The organism is Plantibacter sp. CFBP 8775 (assembly GCF_014839505.1).
GTDB classification, from domain to species: Bacteria; Actinomycetota; Actinomycetes; order Actinomycetales; family Microbacteriaceae; genus Plantibacter; species Plantibacter auratus.
Map to the genome: position 1 here is coordinate 124,630 of NZ_JACYNV010000001.1, position 25,022 is coordinate 149,651.

Annotated in this window: 21 protein-coding genes; 5 read left to right on the top strand and 16 right to left on the bottom strand. The window is 69.2% G+C overall.

All coding sequences use genetic code 11. The annotated features are described in order from the left end of the window. A complete protein-coding gene (locus IFR14_RS00615; RefSeq protein WP_191939930.1) occupies positions 1 to 1,143 on the top strand; it encodes a M20/M25/M40 family metallo-hydrolase in 1,143 nt (380 codons plus the stop codon). Positions 1,144 to 1,213: 70 nt separating this feature from the next. Here IFR14_RS00615 and IFR14_RS00620 read toward each other — a convergent pair whose 3' ends face one another. Then, positions 1,214 to 2,932, bottom strand: coding sequence for a bifunctional 3'-5' exonuclease/DNA polymerase (locus IFR14_RS00620; protein WP_191939931.1), 1,719 nt, complete (start codon positions 2,930 to 2,932; stop codon positions 1,214 to 1,216). Positions 2,933 to 3,150: 218 nt separating this feature from the next. Here IFR14_RS00620 and IFR14_RS00625 point away from each other — a divergent pair, with 218 nt between their 5' ends. Beyond that, the gene (locus IFR14_RS00625) at positions 3,151 to 3,465 is read left to right on the top strand and encodes a YbjQ family protein (RefSeq protein WP_064294105.1); all 315 of its coding nucleotides are present in this window, start codon (positions 3,151 to 3,153) and stop codon (positions 3,463 to 3,465) included. A 186-nt stretch (positions 3,466 to 3,651) separates the two neighbouring features. On the opposite strand, the gene IFR14_RS00630 is transcribed toward IFR14_RS00625, so the two are convergent. From IFR14_RS00630 to IFR14_RS00660, 7 genes are all read right to left on the bottom strand, one after another. Then, a complete protein-coding gene (locus IFR14_RS00630; protein ID WP_191939932.1) occupies positions 3,652 to 5,373 on the bottom strand; it encodes a dipeptide ABC transporter ATP-binding protein in 1,722 nt (573 codons plus the stop codon). Further along, positions 5,370 to 6,494 (bottom strand): ABC transporter permease, encoded by a 1,125-nt coding sequence (locus IFR14_RS00635; protein WP_124767787.1) that lies wholly within the window; start codon positions 6,492 to 6,494, stop codon positions 5,370 to 5,372. Before IFR14_RS00635 ends, IFR14_RS00630 begins: the two co-directional genes overlap by 4 nt. A 2-nt stretch (positions 6,495 to 6,496) precedes the next feature. Continuing rightward, positions 6,497 to 7,570 carry an ABC transporter permease gene (locus tag IFR14_RS00640; protein ID WP_124767788.1) on the bottom strand — a complete coding sequence of 358 codons (1,074 nt, stop codon included), beginning with the start codon at positions 7,568 to 7,570 and terminating at the stop codon, positions 6,497 to 6,499. 124 nt (positions 7,571 to 7,694) lie between these two features. Further along, positions 7,695 to 9,323 carry an ABC transporter substrate-binding protein gene (locus tag IFR14_RS00645; RefSeq protein WP_124767789.1) on the bottom strand — a complete coding sequence of 543 codons (1,629 nt, stop codon included), beginning with the start codon at positions 9,321 to 9,323 and terminating at the stop codon, positions 7,695 to 7,697. A 242-nt stretch (positions 9,324 to 9,565) separates the two neighbouring features. Beyond that, complete coding sequence (locus IFR14_RS00650; RefSeq protein ID WP_124767790.1) at positions 9,566 to 10,585, bottom strand: D-2-hydroxyacid dehydrogenase; 1,020 nt, start codon at positions 10,583 to 10,585, stop codon at positions 9,566 to 9,568. Positions 10,586 to 10,623: 38 nt separating this feature from the next. Then, a complete protein-coding gene (locus tag IFR14_RS00655; protein WP_191939933.1) occupies positions 10,624 to 11,940 on the bottom strand; it encodes an ABC transporter substrate-binding protein in 1,317 nt (438 codons plus the stop codon). 129 nt (positions 11,941 to 12,069) lie between these two features. Further along, positions 12,070 to 13,521: a CCA tRNA nucleotidyltransferase gene (locus IFR14_RS00660; RefSeq protein WP_124767792.1), complete on the bottom strand. Its 1,452-nt coding sequence runs from the start codon at positions 13,519 to 13,521 to the stop codon at positions 12,070 to 12,072. An 83-nt stretch (positions 13,522 to 13,604) separates the two neighbouring features. On the opposite strand from IFR14_RS00660, the gene IFR14_RS00665 reads away from it, so the two are divergent. Beyond that, positions 13,605 to 15,350, top strand: coding sequence for a stealth family protein (locus IFR14_RS00665; RefSeq protein ID WP_124767793.1), 1,746 nt, complete (start codon positions 13,605 to 13,607; stop codon positions 15,348 to 15,350). 90 nt (positions 15,351 to 15,440) lie between these two features. Here IFR14_RS00665 and IFR14_RS00670 read toward each other — a convergent pair whose 3' ends face one another. After that, positions 15,441 to 16,520, bottom strand: a complete 1,080-nt coding sequence (locus tag IFR14_RS00670; RefSeq protein ID WP_124767794.1) for an SDR family oxidoreductase — start codon at positions 16,518 to 16,520, stop codon at positions 15,441 to 15,443. A gap of 136 nt (positions 16,521 to 16,656) precedes the next feature. Further along, positions 16,657 to 17,595 (bottom strand): phosphodiesterase, encoded by a 939-nt coding sequence (locus IFR14_RS00675; RefSeq protein ID WP_234994036.1) that lies wholly within the window; start codon positions 17,593 to 17,595, stop codon positions 16,657 to 16,659. A gap of 179 nt (positions 17,596 to 17,774) precedes the next feature. Between IFR14_RS00675 and IFR14_RS00680 the strand changes: the two genes are divergently transcribed. Further along, positions 17,775 to 18,542, top strand: coding sequence for a DUF1353 domain-containing protein (locus tag IFR14_RS00680; protein WP_124767795.1), 768 nt, complete (start codon positions 17,775 to 17,777; stop codon positions 18,540 to 18,542). A 94-nt stretch (positions 18,543 to 18,636) separates the two neighbouring features. On the opposite strand, the gene IFR14_RS00685 is transcribed toward IFR14_RS00680, so the two are convergent. The 5 genes from IFR14_RS00685 to IFR14_RS00705 are packed head-to-tail and all read right to left on the bottom strand — an operon-like array spanning position 18,637 to position 23,791. Then, positions 18,637 to 19,416, bottom strand: a complete 780-nt coding sequence (locus tag IFR14_RS00685) for an ABC transporter ATP-binding protein (RefSeq protein ID WP_079003721.1) — start codon at positions 19,414 to 19,416, stop codon at positions 18,637 to 18,639. Then, positions 19,413 to 20,234: an ABC transporter ATP-binding protein gene (locus IFR14_RS00690; protein ID WP_159876468.1), complete on the bottom strand. Its 822-nt coding sequence runs from the start codon at positions 20,232 to 20,234 to the stop codon at positions 19,413 to 19,415. The genes IFR14_RS00685 and IFR14_RS00690 overlap by 4 nt, the downstream gene beginning before the upstream one ends. 38 nt (positions 20,235 to 20,272) lie before the next feature. Next, entirely contained in the window at positions 20,273 to 21,154 is an 882-nt protein-coding gene (locus tag IFR14_RS00695; protein ID WP_079704282.1) for an ABC transporter permease, read from the bottom strand. Continuing rightward, positions 21,151 to 22,224, bottom strand: coding sequence for an ABC transporter permease (locus tag IFR14_RS00700; protein WP_228501403.1), 1,074 nt, complete (start codon positions 22,222 to 22,224; stop codon positions 21,151 to 21,153). The genes IFR14_RS00695 and IFR14_RS00700 overlap by 4 nt, the downstream gene beginning before the upstream one ends. Further along, positions 22,208 to 23,791 (bottom strand): ABC transporter substrate-binding protein, encoded by a 1,584-nt coding sequence (locus IFR14_RS00705; protein ID WP_197977346.1) that lies wholly within the window; start codon positions 23,789 to 23,791, stop codon positions 22,208 to 22,210. The genes IFR14_RS00700 and IFR14_RS00705 overlap by 17 nt, the downstream gene beginning before the upstream one ends. A 174-nt stretch (positions 23,792 to 23,965) precedes the next feature. Here IFR14_RS00705 and IFR14_RS00710 point away from each other — a divergent pair, with 174 nt between their 5' ends. Beyond that, a complete protein-coding gene (locus tag IFR14_RS00710) occupies positions 23,966 to 24,526 on the top strand; it encodes an Lrp/AsnC family transcriptional regulator (RefSeq protein ID WP_079003723.1) in 561 nt (186 codons plus the stop codon). Between the two features lie 23 nt (positions 24,527 to 24,549). Here IFR14_RS00710 and IFR14_RS00715 read toward each other — a convergent pair whose 3' ends face one another. Further along, positions 24,550 to 24,933, bottom strand: coding sequence for a hypothetical protein (locus tag IFR14_RS00715; protein WP_198425018.1), 384 nt, complete (start codon positions 24,931 to 24,933; stop codon positions 24,550 to 24,552). Between the last annotated feature and the right edge of the window lie 89 nt (positions 24,934 to 25,022).

The window sequence follows — 25,022 nt, forward strand, 5'->3', positions numbered from 1 at the left end:
ATGCCAGCGAACGAGACGACGGTCCTCGACGACACGACCCTGCGACTGCCCGAGATGCTCTCCGACCTGCAACGCCTCGTCGAGACCGAGTCTCCGTCGGGGGATCACGCAGCGGTCGCAGCGAGCGCCGCCGTCGTCGCGGAGCTGGTCGAGCAGCGACTGGGCCGCACGCCCGAGATACTCGTGGAGAACGGCTGCACCCATGTCCGGCTGCGGTTCGGCACGACTCGGGTGCTCCTGCTCGCCCATCACGACACGGTGTGGCCGCTCGGCTCCCTCGCCGTCCAGCCGTTCTCCATCGTGGACGGGGTCATCCGGGGTCCCGGGTGCTTCGACATGAAGGTCGGCCTCGTGCAGGCCATCCACGCCATGGCGACGCTCCGTGACCGCGGCGGCGACGAGGCACTCGACGGGATCGAGCTGCTGGTGACCGGCGATGAGGAGCTCGGCTCCCCCGATTCGCGCGAACTCATCGAGGCGGACGCAGTCGGCTGCTCGGCCGCGCTCGTCCTGGAGGCCTCCGGTGACGGCGGTGCGCTGAAGATCGGACGCAAGGGCGTCGCGGTGTACCGCGTGGACATCACCGGTCGGGCCGCCCATGCCGGGCTCGAGCCGGAGCTGGGCGTCAATGCCGGTGTCGAGTTGGCGCACCAGATCCTCCGGATCAGCGAGTTCGGCCGGTCGGCGCTCGGAACCACCGTCACCCCCACCGCCGCCGGTGTCGGCACCACGTCGAACACCGTTCCGGCCGCCGCGCACCTCCTCGTGGACTCGCGTGCGACGAGTCTCGACGAACAGTCGCGCGTCGATGCCGCGATGCATGCACTCACACCGGTCCTGGCCGGTGCGCTGGTCACGGTGGACGGCGCACCGAACCGACCGCCCATGGACCACGAGCACACCGGACCGGTGTTCGCCCGTGCGCTCCGACTCGCGGCAGAGCACGACCTCGGCCCACTGACGGGGATCGATGTCGGCGGCGGTTCCGACGGCAACTTCACTGCGGGGATCGGGGTACCCACGCTGGACGGTCTCGGCGCGGTCGGTGGCGGCGCTCACGCGGCCGATGAGCACGCGCTCGTGGACTCGATCGCCCCGCGGACGGCGCTCCTGGTTCACCTCGTCGCGGACCTCCTCCCCTGAGCTGGCTCGCGAACTGTCACTTCGGAACAGTGCGGGCCACGCGCACCCGCATCAACTGACAGTTCGCGGGCTACTTGGCGTCGGCGTAGGAGGTGACGACGGCGGTGGTGACCGGGAACTCGACCGGCGCGGTGCCGAAGATCAGGCGACCGGCCTCCGCCGCCGCCTCACGCACGAGGGCCACGACCCGCTCGGTCTGGTGCTCGGGGCAGTGGACGACGATCTCGTCGTGGAGGAAGAAGACGAGGTGGGCCGACTCGGTGAGCGCGGCCGCCGGACCGACCGTCTCTGCGGCGAGCGCCCGCAGCCGTGTCCGGAGGCCGGCCATCCAGCACAGCGCCCATTCGGCGGCAGTGCCCTGCACCACGAAGTTGCGGGTGAAGCGACCCCAGCTGCGCGCCTCCATGCGGGCGCGCTGTGTCGCGGCGGCGTTGGCGCCCTCCATCGACGCGGCCGACTGGATCTCCCGCCAGGTCTCGCCGGGCAGCGGTGACGTACGACCGAGCCGGGTGCTGACCCGCTCACCGCGTTCACCGGCTCTGGCGGCCGTCTCGACGAACTCGATCGCCCGCGGGAACGCCCTCGTGAGCCGGGGCAGGAGGCGCCCGCTCTCCCCCGTCGTCGCGCCGTACATGGCACCGAGCATCGCGATCTTCGCATGCGGTCTGGTGTCGACCGCGCCGACGTCGACCATGCCCTGGTAGAGGTCGACGCCGCGTCCGGCATCGGCCATCGCGCGGTCGCCGGACATCGCCGTGAGGATCCGTGGCTCGAGCTGCGCGGCGTCGGCGACGACGAAACGCCAGCCCTCGTCCGCGAGGACGGCACCGCGGACCTGGTGCGGCAGCTGGAGGGCACCGCCGCCGTCGGACGCCCAGCGGCCGGTGACGACCCCTCCGGGCACGTAGGTGGGGCGGAAGCGTCCGTCCTTCACCCAGGTCTCGACCCACGTCCAACCGTTCGCGGTGAGGAGGCGGGACAGCTTCTTGTACCGGAGCAGCGGCTCGATGACGGGGTGCTCGATCTCCTGCAGCTCCCACTGGCGAGTGGACGTCGCGTTGATGCCGGCACGCTGCAGGGCCTTGAGGAGTTCGCCAGGCGACTCGGGGCTGAGCTCCTGCACCCCGAGGGCGGCCTTGACCTCCTCGAGGACCGCGGCCAGCTTCGCCGGACGGACACCGGGCGGCACCTTGGGGCCGAGGGCCTCGGCGAGGATGCGGTCGTGGGCCTCGGCGTCCCACGGAAGACCGGCGAAGGTCATCTCCGTGGCGATGAGGGCACCGGCGGACTCGGCCGCGAGGAGGAGTCCGAGCTGCGAGCGTCCCTGCGGTGTCGCGCCGTCGACGGCGTCACGCTGGAGCGTGAACTCGGCGATGGGATCGCGCTCGCCACCCGGGAGGTCGAGGTCGAAGAGGGTCCCGACGGCCTCCGCACGCTGGGCGACGCGCGGATCGAGGACCTCGTCCCACGGGCCGGCCGGAGCCGTCGCGAGGGCGGAGTCGGCGGTGAAGGAGGCGTTGCGGAGGAGGTTGTGGGAGAGCCGGAGGTCGACGCAGCGGGCGACCCGGACACCCGCGGCGAGGAGCGCCGGGTACCAGAGCGTGGTGTCGTCCCAGACCCAGCGCGGCGGGTTCGGCTCGGCTTCGAGACGCCGGACGAAAGCCGCGAGGTCGGCGCGCGGGATGGTGGTCTCGGAGACCGGAGGTGGCTCGCCGGACGGAGTGGGGCGGTCCTCGAGGTGCACGACGCGCACGCGGGCGCCGTCGAGCTGCTGGAGGACGATGTGCACCACTCCAGTCTGCCGTCACCCGCCGACCTCGCCCGACGCGACCTCTCGCTGGAGACACGAGACCCGGACGGAATCGCGGATTCCGTCCGGGTCCCGTGCGGGCAGCGCAGGGACGGAGCGGGGGGCGGGCTCGCTGGGCGGCAGGCACGGCCAAGCAGTCCCCCGAAGACGGGACATCCCCCCTATGGGGGCGGGCGCAGCGGTGCCAGACTGCGAGCATGCTGATCTCGACGATGAACGATGTCCCCGGCCGCCAGGTCACCGAGGTGCTGGGCGAAGTGACCGGCCTCACGGTCCGTGCACGCAACGCGGGCGTGCAACTCGGCGCCAACTTCAAGGCACTGCTGGGCGGTGAGCTCTCCGGGCTCACCAAGCAGCTCGCTGAGAGCCGCGAGGAGGCGAAGCAGCGACTCATCGAGGCGGCCACCGCGCTCGGTGCCGACGCGGTGCTCGCGATGCGGTTCGACGCGGCCGAGGTCGGCCAGAACTACCAGGAGGTCGTCGCCTACGGCACCGCCGTCAAGCTCGGCTGAGTGCGGGGCATGAACCGACGCGGTCCCTGAGCTCCATCCCGGTCACTGAGCTTGTCGAAGGGCGCACTTCGACAAGCTCAGTGACCGGGGGGGGGTGAGGCTCAGGGACCGGGGGGTGAGGCTCAGGGACCGGGGGGTGAGGCTCAGGGACCGGGCCCTTCGACAGGCTCAGGGACCGAAGAAGGATCAGGCGCGGAGGCGCTTGAGCTCCTCGCGACGCACGGCCTGTTCGGCCGGGTCGGGCACGGGGAGAGACGCGAGGAGACGACGCGTGTAGACGTCGCTCGGCGCACCGAGCACCACTGAGCCGGGCCCCTCCTCCACGATGTCGCCGCGATACAACACGACGATGCGGTCGGCGAGGATGTCGACGACCGCGAGGTCGTGGCTGATGAACAGCGACGCGAACCCGAACTCACGCTGCAGCTCGGCGAAGAGTTCCAGCACGCGGGCCTGCACCGACACGTCGAGTGCCGAGGTCGGTTCGTCGGCGACCAGCAGTGCCGGTTCGAGCGCCAACGCCCGCGCAAGCGAAGCGCGCTGCCGCTGCCCACCGGAGAGCTCGTGCGGGAACCGGTCGCCGAACGCCTTCGGCAGCTGGACCGCCTCGAGGAGCTCGTCCACCCGACGACGGGCCGCCCGTGCGTCGCCGAAGCGGCCGTGCACGATGAGCGGCTCCGCCACGCACTCCGCGATCGTGAGCAGTGGGTTGAAGCTCGTCGCCGGGTCTTGGAACACGAACCCGATCTCGCGGCGCTTCGGGGCGAACTCGCGCTCCTTCACCCGGTTCATCTCCACACCGAGCACCGACAGCGAGCCGCCGGTCACCTTGGTGAGCCCGGCGATCGCGCGGCCGATCGTGGTCTTGCCCGACCCCGACTCCCCCACCAGGCCGAGGACCTCGCCCGCGTGGATCGTGAAGTCGACGCCCTTGACCGCACGGAACCCGGCACGGCCGAAACGACCCGGGTACTCGATCTCGAGCCCCTTCGCGACGACCACCGGCTCACCGAGCTGCAACTGCTTGCCGCGCTCGACCTCGGCCGGCGTAGAGCTCTTGCCGCGGCCGACGTGCGGCACCGACGACAGGAGCTTCTTGGTGTACTCGGCCTTCGGTGAGGAGAACAGCTCCTGGACGGGGGCCTCCTCGACGATGTCGCCCTGGTACATGACCACGACGCGGTCGGCGAGGTCGGCCACGACGCCCATGTTGTGGGTGATGAGGACGATGGCCGTGCCGAACTCGTCGCGGCACCGACGCAGGAGGTCGAGGATCTCCGCCTGCACTGTGACGTCGAGCGCCGTCGTCGGCTCGTCCGCCACGATCAGTCCGGGGTCGAGCACGAGCGCCATCGCGATGACGATGCGCTGCTTCTGCCCGCCGGAGAACTGGTGCGGGAAGTAGTCGACCCGCTCCTCCGGCTCCGGGATGCCGACGCGACGCAGGATGTCGATGGCCTTGGCCCGCGCCTCGGCCTTCGTGTACGACCCGTGCGCGCGGAGACCTTCGGCGATCTGCCACCCCACCTTGTAGACGGGGTTGAGGGCCGTGGACGGCTCCTGGAACACCATCGCCGCGTCGCTGCCGCGGATGGACCGCAGCTGCTCCGCCGACGCCGTGACGACGTCCTGCTCGGTCGAACCGTCGCGCGAGCGCAGGACGACCGCGCCGGAGGCCGTGGCCGTCTCCGGGAGCAGACCGAGGATGGTCTTGGCCGTGACCGTCTTGCCCGAGCCGGACTCACCGACGATCGCGACGATCTCGCGCGGTGCGACCGACAGCGAGATGTCGTTGATCGCCTTCACGGCGCCGGCGTCGGTCGAGAACGAGACCCCGAGGTCGCGGATGCTGACGATGTCCTTGGTGCCGAGGTCGCGTGGACCGGTGGTCGGCGTCGACTGGCTCATGAGCGCTCGTCCTCTCGTCGGTTCTCCAGATCGCTGTCCGCCGCGGCGTCGCTCACGGCTCCCAGCGACTCGGCGTCCATCATCCCGGCGCCACCGGGGCTGTCGGGCGTGCCACCGGTGGTCGTGATGCTCGACGTCGCAGCGACCGATCCGCTCGACGCGCCGACACGACGACGGCTGCGCAGACGCGGGTCGGACAGGTCGTTGAGGCTCTCACCGACGAGCGTGATGCCGAGCACGACGAGGACGATCGCGAGGCCGGGGAACAGCGCGGTCCACCAGATCCCGCTCGTGACGTCGGAGACGGACCGGTTGAGGTCGTAGCCCCACTCGGCGGCCGCAGTCGGCTCGATGCCGAACCCGAGGAAGCCGAGCCCCGCGAGCGTGAGGATGGCCTCGGAGGCGTTGAGGGTGATGATGAGCGGCAGGGTCCGCGTCGCGTTCCGCAGCACGTGACGGAACATGATGCGGGAGCTCGACGCACCGATGACCTTCGCCGACTCGACGAACGCCTCGCTCTTGATGCGCACGACCTCGGAGCGGATCACCCGGAAGTACTGCGGGATGAAGACCACGGTGATCGAGATCGCGGCGGCGAGGATGCCACCCCAGAGACTCGACTGGCCCCGGCTGATGACGATCGACATGACGATCGCGAGCAGCAGCGACGGGAAGGCATAGACCGCGTCGCACACGACCACGAGCACGCGGTCGAGCCAGCCACCGAAGTACCCGGCGACGAGCCCGAGCAGGACGCCGATGAAGATCGACAGGATGATCGCGGACACGATGACGAAGAGCGCGGTCTGGGCGCCCCAGAGCACCCGGGACAGGACGTCGTACCCACCGACGGTCGTGCCGAGGAGGTTCGTCGCGTTCGGCGCCTGCTGCGTACCGAACGAACCGTCGTCGCCGCGCAGCTGGTTGTAGCGGTACGGCGCGACGAGCGGCGCGAGGATCGCGATGAGCACGAACACGCCCGTGACGACGAGACCGATGACGAGCATCGCCCGCTGCAGCCCGACCGACTGGCGGAACTGCTTGACGACGGGCAGGCGGTCGCGCAGCGGACGCTTCGCCGGCGCGGTCTGCACGGCGGTGGTGGCTGTCGGAGCACTCATGCTCAGTACCTCACCCTCGGGTCGATGATCGCCGCGATGATGTCGACGATGAAGTTGGTCAGGGCGACGATGACGGCCAGCAGCGCGACGATCCCCTGGACGGCGACGAAGTCACGCGCCTTCAGGTACTCGCTCAGCATGAAGCCGAGGCCCTTCCATTCGAACGTCGTCTCGGTGAGGACCGCGCCCGCGAGGAGGAGCGCGATCTGCAGGCCGATGACCGTGATGATCGGGATGAGCGCCGGACGATAGGCGTGCTTCGTCACGAGCCGGAACTCGCTGACGCCGCGCGACCGGGCCGCGTCGACGTAGCCGGAACCGAGCGTGCCGATGACGTTGGTGCGGACCAGCCGCAGGAACACGCCCGCCGTCAGCAGGCCGAGGGCGATCGCCGGGAGCACCGCGTGGGCGAGGACGTCGCTGATCGCCGTCGGGTCGCCGAGGCGGATCGCGTCGATCAGGTAGATGCCGGACGGGTTGGAGATGGTCTGGAGGGTCAGCTCGGTGCCGGTGCTGGCTCGACCGGCGACCGGGAGGATCCCGAGCCAGACGGAGAAGACGAGCTTGAGCAGCAGGCCGGCGAAGAACACCGGGGTGGCGTAGCTGAGGATGGCGAAGACGCGGAGGCCCGCGTCCTGCCAGCGGTCGCGGCGGGCCGCGGCGAGCATGCCGAGCGGGATGCCGACGATGAACGCGACGATGAGGGCGTAGATCGCGAGTTCGAGGGTCGCGGAGCCGTACGTGAGGAGGACCTCGATGACCGGCCGGTTGTCGGAGATCGTCGTGCCGAAGTTGCCGACGGCGATCTGCCCGAGGAACTCGAAGTACTGGACGAAGAGCGGCCGGTCGTAGCCGGCGGCGCTGATGCGTTCCGCGAGCTGATCGGCCGGGAGGCGGCCTCCGAGCGCCGCGGTGATCGGGTCACCGGTCAGGCGCATCAGGAAGAAGACCATGGTGACGAGGATGAACACCGTCGGGATGATCAGCAGGAAGCGGATGACGAGGTACCGCCAGAGTCCGCCACCTCCGGAACGTCTGGCCGCCTTGGGGGGTGGGGTTGCGACAGCTGCCGTCATTGCAGTGGATCCTCCTCGATCACCGACTCGGTAGAGCCCGGACAGACGATCGGGGCGGCTCTGTGGAGCCACCCCGATCGCGACGTCCGACTCACCATAGTCGGATATCAGTTGGTCAGGCTACTCAGCCCTTGGTGATGGGTGCGTAGCGGAACTTGAACGACGCGTCGAGGACGGTGCCCTCGATGTCCTTGCCGACGACCGCCACCTGAGCGCCCTGGAGCAGCGGGATGGTCGACAGGTCGGCCGCCTCCGTGTCCTGGATCTGCTCGATGAGCTTCGTCCGCGCATCGGCGTCCGTCGTCGAGCGCTGCTCGTTGATCAGATCGTTGACGGCCGGGTTGTCGTAGTGGTTCGCGAGGAAGTTGTCCGTGGCGAAGAACGGCGACAGGTAGTTGTCGGCGTCGGAGTAGTCCGGGAACCAACCCAGCTGGTAGGCCGGGTAGACGTCCGTCGTGCGGTCCTTCGAGTACTGCACCCACTCGGTCTGCTGCAGGTTGACGGTGAACAGGCCGTCGGCCTCGAGCTGGTCCTTGATGAGCGCGTACTCGTCGCCGGAGCCGGAACCGTAGTGGTCACCGTTGTACTGGAGGTTGAGCGCGACCGGAACGGTCACACCGGCTGCCTCGAGCGTCTCCTTGGCCTTCGCGGCGTCCGGGCCGCCGTCGCCGTCGCCGTAGAGGCCCTTGAGGGACTCGGTGGCACCGGTCAGGCCGGCGGGCACGTAGGAGTAGAGCGGCGTGTAGGTGTCTTTGTAGACGTCCTTGGCGATCGCAGCGCGGTCGATCAAGTCGGCAGCGGCCTGGCGGACGGCGAGCGCCTTCGCGGCGTCGGCGTCAGCGGTGGTCGCTCCGTAGGGCATCGTGTCGAAGTTGAAGACGAAGTAGCGGATCTCGCCACCGGGGCCGTCGACGACCTTGACGTTCTTGTCCTTCTTCAGGTCTTCGATGTCGGTCGCGGAGAGGCTGCGCGACGCGACGTCGATGTTGCCCTGCTTGACGTCGAGCTTCAGGTTGGACTCGTCGGTGTAGTACTTCACGTTGACGGTGTCGTTCTTCGCCTCGCCGAGGAGGCCCTGGTAGTCGGCGTACTTCTTGTACGAGATGAGCTCGTTGAACTTGTAGCTGTCGATCGTGTACTGACCGGCGAACGCCTTGCCCTTGACGATGTCGTTGTCAGGCGTGAGCTCGGTGGCGGAGAAGACGTCCTCGTCGACGATCGGACCGACGGGGCTCGAGAGCACCTGCGGGAAGGTCTGGTCGTTCTCGGTCTTCAGCGTGAAGACGACGGTGAGGTCGTCGGGCGCATCGGTCTTCTCGAGGTTGCCGAGGAGCGACGACGGGCCGTTGTCGTCGGCGATGGCGAGCTGACGGTCGAAGCTGAACTTCACGTCGGACGAGGTGAGGTCGTTGCCGTTGGCCCACTTGAGGCCCTTCTTGAGCTTCACCGTGTACTCGGTCGGCGAGGTGAACTCGGCCGACTCGGCGATGTCGGGCTCGACGTCCGGGCTGTTGTACGGCGTGTTCAGGAGGAAGGGGTAGACCTGGTTCATGACGGCGAAGGAGCCGTTGTCGTAGGATCCGGCCGGGTCGAGCGTCGTGACCTTGTCGGTCGTGCCGATGACGATCGTGCCGCTGGCACCGCTGCTGGAGCCGCTGCCACCGGCGGCGCAGCCGGCGAGGGCGAGGGCGGTGATGGACAGACCCGCGAGCGCGACGGCGCTCTTCCGGAATCCACTACGTGGGGATGACATTGATGTCGACCTCATTTTCTGTGTGTGAGAGACGGCACGGCTGTGTGCAGGTTCTTCGCACGTGCTTGTAGAGGATTACAGCACGCTCCGAACAAATCACTCAAACCGAGAAGGCTTCCGGTGCAGATTCGTTACGAGCACGAAACGTGCGCGAGCGACATCTGTAGCGCAATGACCGCGCGTTTCGTCCGGTTCGGACGCTACCGAGATCCCGCGCCCGACAGACGCACAGCCGGGGTCGGTCAGTACCCGCGCTCGGCGTCGAACCGGTTCAGCAGTGGTTCGCCTGCGCGGTAACGGGCGAGGTTCTCGATGAACAGTGCCGTGAGTGTCGCGTTCTCGCTCTCGACCGTGGACGCCGAGTGGGGCGAGATGAGCACGTTGTCGAGGTCCCAGAGCGGTGAGTCCGAGGGCAGCGGCTCCTCGCGGAAGACGTCGAGCGCCGCGCCACCCAGCTTGCCCGAGCGGAGCGCCTCGATCAGCGCGTCCTCGTCGACGACCTGCCCACGGGAGATGTTGACGATGGCGGCGCCGTCGCGCAGGAGCGCGATCCGGTCGGCGCCGATGAGGTTCTCGGTCTCGGGCGTGAGCGCCGTGCAGAGCACGAGCACGTCGGTGCCCGGCAGCACCTCGTCGAGCCGGTCCACATCGCTCAGCTCGACGCCGTCGGGGAGCTCATAGGTGCCGCCGACCCGACCCACCGCGGTCACCCGTGCGCCGATGGTGTCGAAGGTCCGCACCACGTTCGACCCCATGCCGCCGACGCCGACGACGGTGACGCGCATCCCGGCCAACTGTCTGGTCGTGTATCGCTCGAACCGGCGCTCCCGCTGCCGGCGCTGGAGGAACGGAACACCCTTCACGACGAAGAGCGCACCGGTGAGGGCGAACTCGGCGAGTGGGACGGCATGCACGCCACCTGCCGTCGTGACGGTGATGCCGCTGCGGTCGAGTCCGGTGCGACGCATGAACGCACCGATGCCGGCGCTCGTCGCCTGGATCCATCTCAGGTTCGGGGCGCGCTGCGGGAGCGCGGCCGGGTCCTGCCAGTCGAAGTCGAACGCGACGTCCGCCCGGGCGAGCATGTCCTCCCACCGCTGCTGGTCCGCTGCGGACAGCTCGGGTGACGGCCCGCGGTGATCGGCGACGTACTGCGGGACCGCGACGAGCGTCGGGTCGTACAGCACCTCGACATCGGGGAGGGAGGCGCTGATCGCCTCGACGTGCTCAGGCTCGAGGTGGCTCGCGATGAGGATCCGCATGATGGTCCATCATGCCCTGCGATGCCCTGCGCCCGGGGTCAGTCGTTGATGGCGGCGTTGGCCGCCTCCTGCGCCTTCTTGAGGCCGTCGGCGACGGGCGTCGTGCCGGCGAAGATCTCCTTGAAGATCGGGTCGTAGGCGGCGAGTCCCTTCGCATACCCGGCACCGGTCGGTGGCGCGATGGTCTTCGCGTCGTCGGCGATCACGTCGAAGAAGGGCTGCACGTCGACGTCCTGGCCCTTCCAGTAGTCGAAGTACTGCTTCTGGGCCGCGGTGACGGCGGGGACCGCCGAGCCGGACGCACCGACGGGCGCGTTGCCCTCGGTGCTGCCCAGCCACGCGAGCACCTTCTTCACCTGGTCGGGGTGCTTCGTGGCCGCGTTGCCCGCTGCGGCGATCCCGTTCGTGACGCTGACCTTGCCCGCAGGGCCGGACGGGAGCTCCGCGACACCCCAGCGGAAGTCGGCGCCGTCGTGCACGGCCTTCAGACTGTAGAGCCCCGACTGGAACATCGCGACCTTGCCTTGGAGGAAGGCGTCGCGGGCGAAGTCGCCGTCGGCGTTCGTGGAGGCGGCCGGCGGGGCGACCTTGGCACCGTTGATCGCGTTGACGAGGTAGCTCACGGACTCGCTCGTCTTCGGGTCGTTGAACGCGAAGTCGTCGCCGTCCTGGTACTTCCCGCCGTTCGAGCCGATGAACGGCAGGAGCACGGCCTGCAGGTCGTACCCGAGGCCGGTGCCGTAGGTCGCGGGCGCCGCGGGGTTGAAGCCGGGCTGGTCGGCCGAGACCCCGGCCGCGTCCTTCGTCAGCTTCTTCGCCAGGGGCAGGAACGTGTCCTTCGTCGCGTCGGGCGACCAGGTCGCGTCCTCGAGCTCGGCGGGCTTCACGCCGGCCGCGTCGAGGAGGTCGGCGTTGTAGTAGACCGCGATGCCGGCGTCGGACAGCTGCGGGACGGCCCAGAGCTTGTCGTTCCGGGTGAACTGGCTGACCACGCTCGGTGCCCAGTCCTTCGAGGCGTCCTTGCCGAGCGTCTGCCCGACGTCGAGGACGCTCCCGCTGTCCGCGTACCCGGCGAGGTAGGAGTTGTTCAACCAGAAGACGTCGGGAGCGGTGTCCGCCGCGACGTCGGTGCGGAGCTTCGTCCAGTAGTCGGCCCACTCGACGACGTCGACGCGGACGCGGATGTCGGGGTTCTCGCGCTCGAAGGCGGCGAATGAGGTCTCATAGGCGTCGGCGACGGCGGCATCCCAGACGCGCACCGTGACCGTCGTGCGCTCCGTGGATCCGGCGGCGCAACCGCTCAGCATCAGGGCGGAGGCGGCCGCGATCGCGAGGGCGGCGTGGCGCTTGAGCATGAGAATCCTTCGTTCCGTGAACCTCAGGGAGGCTAGCAGTTCAGTCTGAACGCCCGCGAGCTGTCAGAAACGGCCAGTGTGACGCCGTCTGACTGTGCGTTTGTGACAGTTCGCGGGCAGGTGGGGCTGTCACCGGGAGGACCACCAGTCGAGGAGGCGGCGGGTGGCCTCCTCCTCGCCGAGCGGGCCCTCGTCGAGGCGCAGCTCCAGCAGCCAGCGGTACGCCTCGCCGACCTCGCGACCGGGTGCGATGCCCAACACCTCCTGGATGCGGTTGCCGTCGAGGTCGGGCCGGACGGACTCGAGCTCCTCCTGCTCCTGGAGCTCGACGATGCGCTGCTCGAGGTCGTCGTAGGCGAAGCCGAGGCGGTCGGCCTTGCGCCGGTTGCGGGTCGTGACATCGGCGCGGACGAGCATGTGCAGCCGCTCGAGCAGCGGACCGGCGTCGCGGACGTAGCGCCGCACCGCTGAGTCGGCCCACACGCCCTCGGAGTACCCGAAGAACCGCATGTGCAGCTCGACGAGCCGCGCGACGCTCTTGATCGTGTCGCCGTCGTAGCGGAGCGCGGTGAGGCGTTTCTTCGCCAGCTTCGCACCCACGAGGTCGTGGTGGTAGAAGGTGACGGCTGCGCCGGGGCCGGTCTTCTTCGTCGCCGGCTTGCCGATGTCATGGAGCAGCGCGGCCCAACGCAGAACGAGGTCGGGCGCCTCGCCGGGGTGCCGCGAGTGCTCGTAGCCGATCGCCTGCTCGAGCACCGTGAGCGAGTGCTGGTAGACGTCCTTGTGGTGGTGGTGCTCGTCGGGCTCGAGTCGCAGCGCCGGCAGCTCGGGCAGCACGATATCGGCGATGCCGGTGTCGACGAGGAGCTCGAGGCCCGCGCGCGGGTGGTCGGTCGCGAGCAGCTTGCCGAGCTCCGCCTGGATCCGTTCCGGACTCACGATGGAGATGGTCTCGCGACGCTCCTCCATCGCCTCGATCACGTCGTCGGTGGGCCGGAAGCCGAGCTGCGAAGCGAACCGCGCGGCTCGGAGCATACGCAACGGGTCGTCGCCGAAGGAGACCTCGGGCGAGCTCGGCGTCCGCAGCAGGTGGGCGACGAGGTCCTCGACGCCGCCGGACGGGTCGACGAGGGTGATCTCGGGGATGCGGAGCGCCATCGAGTTGACGGTGAAGTCGCGCCGACGCAGATCGTCTTCGAGGGTGTCGCCGAACGCGACGACCGGCTTGCGGGTCACGCCGTCGTAGGCGTCGGCCCGATAGGTCGTGATCTCGACCGTGTCGGCGTGCTCGACGCCGTCGTCGTCGGTGACGGTGACCTTCGCGCCGATCGTCCCGAAGTCGCGGCCGACGTCCCACCAGGCGCTCGCCATCGGCTTGAGGACCGCGAGGATCTGGTCGGGCGAGGCGTTCGACGTGAAGTCGAGGTCGCTCACGGTGCGACCGAGCATCGCATCGCGAACCGGTCCGCCGACGAGGGCCAGTTCGTACCCGGCTTCGGCGAACGCCGACGCCACCCGAGCGACCACGGGCGACGAGGCCAGGTCCTGCAGGCGCACCAAGGATTCCGCCACGCTCACCATGGGGTCAATCGTACCCGGACGCCGCCTGCGACCCCGTCGCCGTCAAGCCGCGAGCGGTCCCGGGCGACGGCCGTACAATAACGATGAACCCACTCCCCAGCAGACCAGAGGCGGACACGATCACGAACGAACTCGACGACCAGCGGCCAACCGTCGGCACTCAGGCACCGACGGCCTTCACCAGTACCGTGAAGGACCCGATTCCGCCGGAACTCCCGTTCACCACCGCCCCTGAGCTCGTCCTCGTGACCGGTGGCTCCCGATCGCAGCGCTTCGACCGCCCCGACGTCGTGCAGCGCAAGGGCGTGTACACCCTCATCAACGGTCACCTGACCCCACAGCAGTCGATGGTGGAGGACCTGCTCGCCGTCGCCGACGTGCTCGACGCGGCCGAGATCGAATACCTCCTCATCCGGGGCGAGCACGACCGCCCCGTCATCGTCGTCGACCGCTCCCTGCGCAAGCGCTTGCAGACCGCACTCGCGGAGGCGTTCGCCGACGAGCCCTTCTACAGCGTGCCGCTCAAAGCGCGCATGTCGACGGTGAAGCCGGCCGGCGATCCTCACCTCCTCTCCGACGGCCTGCTCACCGGCGCCCGCAAGGCCGAGGTGTTCCGGCTGTACCGGCCGCGCATCGAACCGCTCGGCCGCCTCCGCTACGGCATGGAGACCGCCCTGCAGCTCGAACTCTGGCGCTTCGGCGACGAGGAGATCACCGCTCCCGTGGAGAACGTCCTCATGCGGACGTACATGCCGCGGACGGAGGCCGTCGAGACGACCGTGGAACGATACGGCCGCAGCTGGCGGACGCTCGAGCACATGTTCGGCGCGCTCGCGAGCGACGTCACCTTCGACATCGACCTCGTCTTCTCGTGGGTGGACGGCTCCTCCGAGGAGTTCCAGCGCGCCCGCGCCAAGCGGATGCAGAGCTACGTCGTCGGCGACGGCGACGACTCCGACGCCCGCTTCCGCCAGATCAACGAGCTCAAGTACGCCCTCCGGAGCGTGCACACCTTCGCCCCCTGGATCCGGCGCATCTTCATCGCGACCGACTCCCCCGCGCCCGAATGGCTGGCGGAGCACCCGAAGGTCACCATCGTTCGCAGCGAGGAGTTCTTCGGCGACCTCGACGCTCTCCCGACGCACAACTCCATGGCCGTCGAGAGCCAGCTGCATCGCATCGAGGGGCTGTCGGAGCACTTCCTCTACTCCAACGACGACATGTTCCTCGGCCGACCGATCAGTCCCGAACTGTTCTTCTCACCGGGCGGCATCAGCAAGTTCGTGGAGGCGACCACCCGCATCGGCCTCGGGGCGAACGACCCCTCGCGCAGCGGCTTCGAGAACGCGGCCCGCGTGAACCGCCGGCTCCTGCACGAGCGCTTCGGCCGCGTCACCACCCGTCACCTCGAGCACTGCGCCGCGCCCCTCCGCCGGAGCATCATGGCGGAGATGGAGCAGGAGTTCGCCGAGGAGTTCCGCGCGACCTCCCACAGCGCGTTCCGTGCGGCGGACAACATCTCGGTGACGAACTCGTTCTACCACTACTACGGCCTCATGACGGGTCGCGCGGTGCAGCAGACCCAGGCGAAGGTCCGCTACATCGAGACGACCCTCAAGCAGTCGCTCGGGCAGATGGAGCGACTCCTCAAGCGACGCGACCAGGACATGTTCTGCTTGAACGACGGCAGCAGGCCGGAGATCTCGGTGGAACAGCGCACCACCGCGGTGATCGACTTCCTCGAGCGGTACTTCCCGTTCCCGGCCCCGTGGGAGCGCGAGGCCGCCGTGCCGAACGCGCTCGAGGTCGAGCCCGCCAAGCTCAGCTGACCGCCCTTCGACAGGCTCAGGGACCGGACGGGCGCCCAGGGACCGGACGGGTGCCCAGGGGCCGGAAGGGCGCCCGGGGACCGGGGCCGGTCAGGGGACGATGCGCTCTGCGCGGAGGCGGTCGAAGATCGCGGTGAAGGCGTCCAGCGTCCGCCGGTAGCCGGTGAAGCCGGCGAGTCGGCTCTTGCTCATGTCGGTGACCACCTCGATGTCCCGGCCGAGATCGCCGTCGGTGTGCCACCACGACGCCACGCGGGAGAGATCGGCCTCGACGAGACCGTGTTCGGCCACCAGCTCGGCCCAGGTGCCCTCGACGCCCGCCATCTGCTGCTCGAGCGGACGCGGCTCGGTGTCGAAACCCTCCGGCTCGACGCCGAGGTGCGCAGCCAGTCGCGGCCACATCCAGCGCCAGCGGAAGACGTCGCCGTTGACGATGTTGAACGCCTCGTCCGCACCGGCCGGTGAGGTCGCAGCCCAGAGCATCTGCTCGGCGAGGAGTCCGGCGTCGGTCATGTCGGTGAGGCCGTTCCACTGGGTCTCGGAACCGGGGAACACGAACGGTCGGTCGAGCCGCTTGCAGAGCGCCGCCTGCACCGCGAGCGTGGACGCCATGTTCATCGCGTTGCCGACCGCATGTCCGATCACGGTGTGGGAGCGGTGTACCGACCAGGTGAACCCCGCTCGCGCAGCCGCGGCGAAGAGCTCGTCCTCCTGCTCGTAGTAGAAGTTGGGCGTGTCGAGTCGGTCCTCGTCCTCGTGGAACGGGGTGTCGGGCATCTCGCCCGCCGCATAGGCCTCGAACGGGCCGAGGTAGTGCTTCAGGCCGGTGACCAGGGCGACGTGCTGAACGGGCTCGGCGGAGAGGGCTGCCAGCAGGTCGCGGACCATGCCGCCGTTGACCCGGATGTTCTCGGCCTCGGTGTCCTGACGTGACCAGGCGGTGAAGAACACGTGGGTGACGCCGGTGCCGCCGAGGGCGCGCGCGAGGTCGTCCGCGTCCCGGAGGTCGGCCGCGACGTGCTCGACCTGCGGGTGGGCCGCCGGCGCTCGGCGAGCGAGGGCGAGGATCCGCCAGCCACCGTCCTCGAGGAGCTGCGACACGATCGCGGAACCGGTGATGCCGCTGGCGCCGACGACGAGTGCGGTGCGTGGTGCTTCTGGGGAGGTCATCCGTCCACGATAGGCGCGTCGGTCTGGGGAGGCTCCCGGAACGGCGGACCCGCCGGGCTGCGGTACCCTGCCCGGCTGCGGCCCTTCGACAAGTTCGGGGACCGGAGGGAAGTTCAGGGACCGGGGAGGTGCCGCCCTAGACGAGGACGCCGATCGGCATCGTCAGCGGCGGCTCCGGCTGCACGGGCACCGTGTCGGACACGGGCAGCTCGATGCCGTCGCGAGCGAGCAGGCGCGCACTCTCCTCGGCGTCGATGTAGTGCAACGGCGGGGTCTCACCCAGCGGCACCACCGAGTGCAGGACCGTCTTGCCGTAGACGTGGACGAGGTTGAACGCCCGCGCGCCGTCGCGACCACGCGTCCCGCCGACGGGCACGTTGAGGTCCTGCGTGTAGCACGTGGCCGAGGCGACCGACACCGGGATGCCCGCGAAGGTCGCGGTCGAGGAGTAGTGCAGGTGCCCGGCGATGATGCTCCGGACGTCGGATCCCTCGAGCACTTCGGCGAGCTTCGCCTGATCGCGCAGCTCGACGCTCACGGCGAGGTCGAGCACGCTCGGGACGGGCGGGTGGTGCATCGCGAGGATCGTGCCGTGGGGCGCCTTCGTCGAGAGTTCCTCGGCGAGCCAGTCGAGCTGCTCGTCCGACACCTCACCGTGGTGGTGCCCGGGGACGCTCGAGTCGAGGGTGATGACGCGGAGGCCGTTGACGTCGTAGACGCGGTCGACCGGACGGGTGGTCGGCACTTCACCGAACAGCCCGGCCCGGAACGCCTGGCGGTCGTCGTGGTTGCCCATCACCCAGATGATCTGCGATCCGAGGCGCTCGGCGACCGGCTCGACGATCGAGCGGATGCGGTCGTACGCGTCGGGTTCGCCCTTGTCGGCGAGGTCACCCGTGAAGACGATCGCTTCGGGCCGACCGCCGGACGCCTCGAACTCGGCGAACAGGCGACGCAGGTGCGTCTCGCTGTCGACACTGTCGTAGAGGCTCCCCCCGCCGGCGAGGAGGTGCGTGTCGCTCACATGGAGCAGGAAGTGATCGGGCCTCGGGTACTCGGCCGTGCGAAGACTCACGTGACAACTCTCGTTCGAGCGATGCTCTCCGAACCGCATCGCAGCTGTTTGACCATCTGACCAGACTCGGTTGAACGGCAACGGAACGCCACGCTACGACGCGGGAAACTCGTGAGCAAGGTCAGGAGCCGACATCCAGGGGACTCACACCTGACGGTGGGCTGCGGGAGGATGTCCGCATGCCCTACCTCGACGACGATGAGCAGCCGCTGCAGCGGATCGATCTGGCGCAGATCCCCCCGACCGGACGCCGGTTCCGGCTCGAGCGGCGGATCGGGTTCCAGGAGCACGCTCCTGACGGTCCCGTCGTGTGGGCACCGGCGTCCGACGACGGGCACGACGGCGACCGGGCGGAGGGATGGACCGACCTCGCGTCCGTCCCGGGCGTCCTGTGGAGCTTCATCGGCAGCTACGGCCGGCAATCCGCGCCGGCCGTCGTGCACGACCACCGGGCACTCCTCGCGCTCGGGCTCCCGCCGGACCAGGCACTCGAGCAGCGGTTCGAGGACGACCGACAGTTCCGCGTCGGCCTCCGCCACCAGCGGGTGCCGCTCCTCCGGGCCTGGCTCATGTGGGCCGTCGTGTCGGTCGAGCGGTACGTCCGACACGCTCCTGGCGTCGCCGCCGTGCTGATCGGGCAGTCGGTCCTCGGCGTCCTGGCCGTCTGGGTCGCGACGATCGGACTCGTCACGCCCGTGCTCGGCGCTCCGACGCCCGGGTGGCTCGGCCTCGCGATGGCACCCGCCGTCCTCGCCGTGTGCTGGCGGGAGGAACGGAGACTCCTCGTCTGGTTGCCGTACGCCGGTGCACTCCTCGGGCCGCTCCTCCTCGTCCAGCTCGCAGCGGTCGGCGCGTTCCGCCTCCTCGAACTCCTCGTGCGGGAGACCATCGACCGCCCGTTCATCGACGACTCCCCCGGCCCCGTCGGCCCGCCGACCCTCCGCTGACCCGTTCCCTGACTCAGGAACGCCTCGGCGTGTCGAGCGCGGGGGACCCGACACGCCGAGACGCTCCTGAGACAGGGACGGAGCAGGGGTCCGGCTAGGCGCCGGGGAGGGTGCCGAGTCCGTCCACGACCGGGATCGCCGCGAGGAGCCGCTGCGTGTAGGCGTCCTGCGGGTCGGACCAGACGCGGTCGACCGGACCGTGCTCGACGATGCGCCCGGCGCTCATGACCGCCACGTCGTCCGCGATGACCCGCACGACGGACAGGTCGTGGCTGATGAACAGGAGCGCCGCGCCGGTCTCGACCGCGAGCTTCCGCATGAGCTTCGCCACCCGTGCCTGCAGGGAGGCGTCGAGCGACGCGATCGGCTCGTCACCGATGAGCAGCTCGGGGCCCGCCGCGATGGCCCGGGCGATCGCGATGCGCTGCCGCTGGCCGCCCGAGAACTGGTGCGGGTAGCGGGTGCGGCTGGCGGCGTCGAGTTCGACGTGCTCGAGCAGCTGACCGACGTCCCACGCGTCGCGCACCGGGTTGACCCGGAGGCCGTCCTCGATCTGACTCCCGACCGTGCGGCGCGGGTTCAGCGAGGCGTACGGGTTCTGGAAGACCATCTGGATCCGCAGCAGCTCCGGTGCGCGCTTCCGGAGACCCAGCTTGCCGATCGGCGTCCCGTTGAACGTGATCGCGCCACCCGAGGTCGGTTCCAGCCCGCAGACCGCTCGCGCGAGGGTCGACTTGCCGCAGCCCGACTCCCCCACCAGGCCGAGCACCTGTCGGGGTTCGAGGTCGAAGCTCACGCCGTCGACCGCGTTCAGCGTGCCGCGACCGGGCAGCTTGTACGTCACGTGGACGTCGTCGAGGTGCAGCAGCGTCATGACGCCGCCTCCGTTCCCGTGTCGGGCAGCGCGTCGATGAGCGCCTTGGTGTACTCGTGCTGCGGATCGGTGATGACCTGGTACCGGCTGCCGTGCTCGACGATCTCGCCGAGCCGCATGACCGCGATCGTGTCGGCGAGCGCCGACATCACTCCGAGGTCGTGGGTGACGAGGATGATCGCGATCCCGAGCTCGTCGCACAGCTTCCGCAGCAGGCGGAGGATGCCGGCCTGGACCGTGACGTCGAGGGCCGTGGTCGGTTCGTCGGCGATGAGCACCGAGGGCTCGCACATGAGCGCCGAGGCGATCGCGATGCGCTGCAGCTGCCCGCCCGAGAACTGGTGCGGGTACTTGCGCAGCGCCGCCTCCGGGTTCGGGACGGCGACGAGGCCGAGCATCTCCAGCGCCCGCGCGTGGGCGGCCGCCTTCGAGGCTCCCGTGTGGTGCCGGTAGTGGTCGACGAGCTGGGCCTCGACCGTGAGCATGGGGTGCAGGCTCGCGGTCGGGTCCTGGAAGATCATCGCGATCTCCGTGCCGCGGTACCGGTTCATGGTGCGCTGCTTGAGCCCGACGAGTTCGGTGCCGTCGAATCGGATGCTGCCGCCGAGGTCCGCGCCGGCCGGCAGGAGCCCGCAGATCGCGAGCCCGGTCATGGTCTTACCTGACCCCGACTCACCGGCCAGCCCCGTGATGCGACCGGCGGGGACCTCGAGGTCGATGCCGCGGAGGATCTGCTTGGCGGCGGCGCCGCGACCGAAGCCGAGCGTGAGCCCCTCGATGACGATCCCGCCACCGCTGCTGCCTGCTGACTGGGTCATGTCGCGTCCTTTCGGATCGGTCACTCCGTGCTCGCCGCTCACAGCGCGCGCCCCTGGACGGCTTCCTGCGACCGGGGGTCGAGGGCGTCGCGGAGGGCGTCGCCGAGGAAGTTGAAGGCGAGCACCACCGTGAGGATGGCGAGTCCAGGGAAGACCGCGATCCACCAGGAGGAGAAGTTCTGCACCCCGTCGGACACCATCGCGCCCCAGTCCGGCGTCGGCGGGACGGCACCGAGGCCGAGGAACGAGAGCCCCGACAGCAGCAGGATGGCCGTACCGACGTCGAGTGTGGCGAGCACGACGACCGGCGACACGACGTTCGGCAGGATGTCCTTGCCGAGCGAGGTGAACGGCCCGTTGCCGAGCAGACGACCGGCGATGACGTACTCGGCACCCCTGGCTCCGATGACGAGTGAACGCGTCACTCGGGCGTAGGCCGGCCACGACACGATGAGCATCGCGATGACGGCGTTCGTGAGGCTCGGGCCGAGCGCAGCCGCGATGACCATCGCGAGGATGATCGTCGGGAACGCGAACACGAGGTCCGCGATCCGCATGATGGTCTCGTCGAGGGCCTTGCCGAAGTAGCCGGCGATCGCCCCGAGCAGCGAACCGATGAGCATCGCGAAGATCACGAGCATGAGGGCGAGCGGGATCGAGACCTGTGCGCCGCTGACGACCCGGGACAGGACGTCGCGGCCCACCTGGTCGGTGCCGAACCAGTGCGCGGCACTCGGGGCCTGCAGCCGGTCGAAGTCCTGGGCGAGCGGGTCGAACGGCCGGATCCACGGCGCGAGCACCGCGACGAGCAGCCAGAAGAGCACGATCACACCACCCGCGACGGCGAGCGGGGTGCGCAGCTGCTTCGAGATGCGGAGGCGGCCCTTGCGCTTGGTCTGGACGGCGAGGACGTCGGTCATGCCACCCTCACTCTCGGGTCGATGAAGCCGTACAGCACGTCGACCAGGAAGTTCAGGCCGATGTACACGAAGCCAACGATGAGCCCGACGCCCATGATCGCGGGCAGGTCGAGTTTGGTCGCCGCGGAGTACGCGTACTCGCCGAGGCCGTGCCACGAGTACACCTTCTCGACGAGGACCGTCCCGGACAGCAGCGACCCGAAGGCGACGCCGAGCACGGTGATGATGGGGACGAGCGCCCCGCGGAGCACGTACCGGGTCACGACGACGTGGCCGGGAAGGCCCTTCGCCCGCGCTGCACGCACGTAATCGAGGTCGAGCACCTCGAGGATCGCCGACCGTGCGAACCGGGTGAGCAGACCGATCGTGTAGAGCGCCAGGACCGAGGCGGGCAGGATCAGGTGGGCGATGGCGTCGCCGAAGGTCGACCACTGGCCGGCGAGCAACGCGTCGATCGTGTACATCCCGGTGACCTTCGGCGGCGGGATCGCCGCGGGCGAGAGCCGCCCGGAGCCCGGGAACCAGTGCAGCTGGGAGAAGAACACGAAGTAGACGACGAGTGCGAGCCAGAACGACGGCACCGAGATGCCGATGAGGCTCACGACCCGGATGACCTGGTCGGTGATCGTCTTGCGGCGCAGCGCGGCCCACATGCCGAGACCGACGCCGATGATGATCGAGATGACGATGGCGGTGAGCGCCAGCTCGGCCGTGGCCGGGAAGGCACGACCGAGTTCGTCCGCGACGGCGCCGCGGGTCTGCTGCGAAGTCCCGAGGTCACCCTGGAACAGGTTCGCGACGTACGTGACGTACTGGACGGGCAGTGGCTTGTCGAGGCCGGCGCTCTCGCGGAACTGCGCGACGATCGTCGGATCAGCCGCGGCCTGCTCACCGAGCGCCGCCTGCACGGGGTCCGCGGGGACGAGGTTGGTCAGCGTGAAGGTGACGAGCGTCACCCCGAACATCAGGAGGACCGTGAGTCCGAGCCGGATGCCGAGGTAGCGCGCGAGCGGGTGGAGACCCGCTCGCGCGCTGGACGTCGTCGGTGCGACGCTACTTGATTCCGGCAAGATCGACGGTCCACGTCGGGTTCAGCGGAACCTCGGTGATCGTGGTCGCGGTGACCACGTTCTGCGCCGGCTGCAGGAGCGGGATGAACGGTCCGCTCGCGTTCTGCGCCTTCTGGAGGTCCTGGTACGCGGCGGCACGGGCGTCCGTGTCGGTCGCGGCGAGCGCCGCGTTCGCGAGGTCGGTCACGGTCGGGTCGGCGCCGGCCGGCCAGCCCGCGCGGAGGCCGACGAGCTCACCCGGCGTGAACGCGAGGTAGTTCGACGGGTCCGGGAAGTCCGGGCCCCAGTACCAGAGACCCACGGTCTCCTTGCCGTCGCGGTAGGCGTCCAGCTCGGTGGCGACCGGAGCCGGGGCCAGCGTGATGGTGATGCCGACCGACTTCAGCTGCGCCTGGACCGACTCGGCGATGCTCTGGAGCGACAGCCCCTGCACCGTGATGTCGTTCGGGAAGTTCAGCGTGACGGCTTCACCGGCGTAGCCGGACTCCTTGAGGGCCGCCTTCGCCGCATCGGCGTCGAACTGGTTGCCGTCGGCCGCGTCGAGCGCCCCGTTGAAGATCGAGGGGATGAAGCCACCGGGACGGACGGAACCGTCGCCGGCGAGGTCGACGATCTTGTCGTAGTCGATGCCGAGCTTGACGGCCTCGAGGAACTTCGGGTTGCTCGTGATGTCGCTGATCGCGGGGTCCTGGTTGAGCATGAGGAAGATCATGTAGCGCGAGGGGTTCGCGATGATCTTCACCTTCGAGTCGTCGAGCTCGGAGACCTGGTCGGGGTTCAGGTCGAGGGCGACCTGCGAGTCACCGGCCTCGACGTTGAGCTTCTGGGTCGGGCCCTGCACGTTGCGGAGGACGACGCGCTCGTACGCGGGCTTGGTCCCCGTGTACTCGGGGTTCGCCGTGAAGACGACCTGCGAGGCGGCGTCGAAGGATTCGAGCTTGTACGGGCCGGAGCCCGCGGAAGTGGTGTTGAGGAACGACTCGGCCGCGTCGTCGGCGGTCGCGCTGCCACCGTTCTCTTCGACGACCTTCTTGTTCACGACGCCGAGGGCTGGGTTCGGCAGGATGAACGGGAGGGCGGGGTTCGGCGTCGCCGAGGTGAGCGTGAGGGTCGTGTCCGAGGTCTTCTCGATCGTGACGCCGTCGAGCAGGAAGGACGGGTTGCCCTTCACGCCCTGGACGCGCTGCAGCGAGAACACCGCGTCGTCGACGGTCACGTCGGAGCCGTCGGAGAACTTCTTGCCGTCCTTCATCGTGAGGGTCATCACCGTGTTGTCGGCGTTCATCTCGTAGCTCGCGAGGCCGTCGACGGGGGCGGTGACGTCGTCGCCCTTGAAGGTGAGGAGGGTCTCGTAGAGCGCCTTCGCGACGATCGAGCCGGTCGTCTCGTACTCGCGGTTCGGGTCGGCGGTCTTGAGGTCGAAGGACGCGTCGACGACGAGCGACTTGCCCGCGCTGTCATCGGAGCCACCTGAGGGGGAGCAGGCGCTGAGCGCGAGGCCGGCGGCGAGGGCGAGGCCGAGGGCCGCCATGCCGCGCCGGCTCGTGCGGCTGAAGGATCGTGACAAGGTGGAGCTCCTTATCTGGTTGGAGGGATGAGCTGAAAGTAGTGCGATACGCGATCATTCGTCAATCCACAAGCCGTTACCAAAGAAGAATTGTCTCGATTTCGCGGCGAATCTGCCATATCCTCTCAATCGACCGCCAGGACCACCGCTGAATCTGGACGTTTGGAGCAATCGATGCAACTCGACGACACCCACATCCGCATGTTGGAGCTGCTCCGGGAGGACGGGCGGGCTTCGGTCGCCGCACTCGCGGAGGAACTCGGGATCTCCCGCTCGAACGCCTACTCGCGCTACGAGGCGATGCTCCGCGCCGGCGTCCTGAAGGGGGTCCACGCGGAGATCGAGCCGGCCACGGTCGGGCTCGGTGTCGCGGCCATGGTCTTCATCACGCTGCGCCAGAGCCAATGGGCGGACTTCCGCGCGCGGCTGTCCTCGGTCCCGGAGCTGGAGTACTTCGCCGTCACGACCGGCGAGCACGACGCGATGATGCTGATCCGGGCCCCCGACGTGGCGGCGATCCACGAACTGGTCGCCACCCGGCTCGCGCAGTGGCCGTCCATCAAGGCGACGACGACCGTCTTCCTCATGGACGAGGAGCGGTCGAACGTGTCGCTCCGCATGACGAGGTCCGAGCGCACGAGCGTCGAGGACTCCGGCGAGCGCTTCGGCATGACGCGGTTCGTCCGCACGAGCGACGAGCGCGCCCAGCGGGTGCCGGAGCGACGCGGACGCTGACCCAGCGAGGGTGGCTGGCCGGTTCAGGCGGCGGCGATCTCCCGACAGACGCTGACGTGGGCCTGCCCGTCCGGGCCGATGAAGTCCTCGGTGAGGACGAACGAGCCGTCCTCGGCGCGGGAGATGATCGAGCTCGCTTCGCCGCGCGTCGTCAGGTCGCCGGCACGATTGCGGTGCACGAACGAGATGTCGATGCGTTCGCCGGTGCGCACCCCGCAGAACCGTCCGACGGAGACGGTGTCGCCGACGTATTCGCCCCAGAGCACGCCGTGCGTCTCGTGGTAGACGAATCGCGTGGGCGCGTCGGCGTCGACGACGCTCGCGGACGACGACACCATGTCGAACACCTTCGCGTCGAGGTTGAAATCGAGCGTGGCGCTGGTGCCGGTGTCGGCGGTTCCTGTCATGCCGTCATTCTGCGGAGGCGTCCGAACAGGTGTCAACCTGCCGACGATCCGTCCATCCCGCCGGTCGCCTGAGCCGGTCGGACAGGACG

Excerpts from the sequence above, each read along its gene's own strand:
- IFR14_RS00655 (WP_191939933.1), bottom strand. The coding sequence starts at position 11,940 with ATGCTCAAGCGCCACGCCGCCCTCGCGATCGCGGCCGCCTCCGCCCTG.
- IFR14_RS00640 (WP_124767788.1), bottom strand. The coding sequence starts at position 7,570 with ATGACGGCAGCTGTCGCAACCCCACCCCCCAAGGCGGCCAGACGTTCC.
- IFR14_RS00685 (WP_079003721.1), bottom strand. The coding sequence starts at position 19,416 with ATGACGCTGCTGCACCTCGACGACGTCCACGTGACGTACAAGCTGCCC.
- IFR14_RS00615 (WP_191939930.1), top strand. The coding sequence starts at position 1 with ATGCCAGCGAACGAGACGACGGTCCTCGACGACACGACCCTGCGACTG.
- IFR14_RS00690 (WP_159876468.1), bottom strand. The coding sequence starts at position 20,234 with ATGACCCAGTCAGCAGGCAGCAGCGGTGGCGGGATCGTCATCGAGGGG.
- IFR14_RS00645 (WP_124767789.1), bottom strand. The coding sequence starts at position 9,323 with ATGTCATCCCCACGTAGTGGATTCCGGAAGAGCGCCGTCGCGCTCGCG.
- IFR14_RS00635 (WP_124767787.1), bottom strand. The coding sequence starts at position 6,494 with ATGAGTGCTCCGACAGCCACCACCGCCGTGCAGACCGCGCCGGCGAAG.
- IFR14_RS00660 (WP_124767792.1), bottom strand. The coding sequence starts at position 13,521 with ATGGTGAGCGTGGCGGAATCCTTGGTGCGCCTGCAGGACCTGGCCTCG.
- IFR14_RS00680 (WP_124767795.1), top strand. The coding sequence starts at position 17,775 with ATGCCCTACCTCGACGACGATGAGCAGCCGCTGCAGCGGATCGATCTG.
- IFR14_RS00710 (WP_079003723.1), top strand. The coding sequence starts at position 23,966 with ATGCAACTCGACGACACCCACATCCGCATGTTGGAGCTGCTCCGGGAG.
- IFR14_RS00665 (WP_124767793.1), top strand. The coding sequence starts at position 13,605 with ATGAACCCACTCCCCAGCAGACCAGAGGCGGACACGATCACGAACGAA.
- IFR14_RS00715 (WP_198425018.1), bottom strand. The coding sequence starts at position 24,933 with ATGACAGGAACCGCCGACACCGGCACCAGCGCCACGCTCGATTTCAAC.
- IFR14_RS00625 (WP_064294105.1), top strand. The coding sequence starts at position 3,151 with ATGCTGATCTCGACGATGAACGATGTCCCCGGCCGCCAGGTCACCGAG.
- IFR14_RS00630 (WP_191939932.1), bottom strand. The coding sequence starts at position 5,373 with ATGAGCCAGTCGACGCCGACCACCGGTCCACGCGACCTCGGCACCAAG.
- IFR14_RS00650 (WP_124767790.1), bottom strand. The coding sequence starts at position 10,585 with ATGCGGATCCTCATCGCGAGCCACCTCGAGCCTGAGCACGTCGAGGCG.
- IFR14_RS00695 (WP_079704282.1), bottom strand. The coding sequence starts at position 21,154 with ATGACCGACGTCCTCGCCGTCCAGACCAAGCGCAAGGGCCGCCTCCGC.
- IFR14_RS00670 (WP_124767794.1), bottom strand. The coding sequence starts at position 16,520 with ATGACCTCCCCAGAAGCACCACGCACCGCACTCGTCGTCGGCGCCAGC.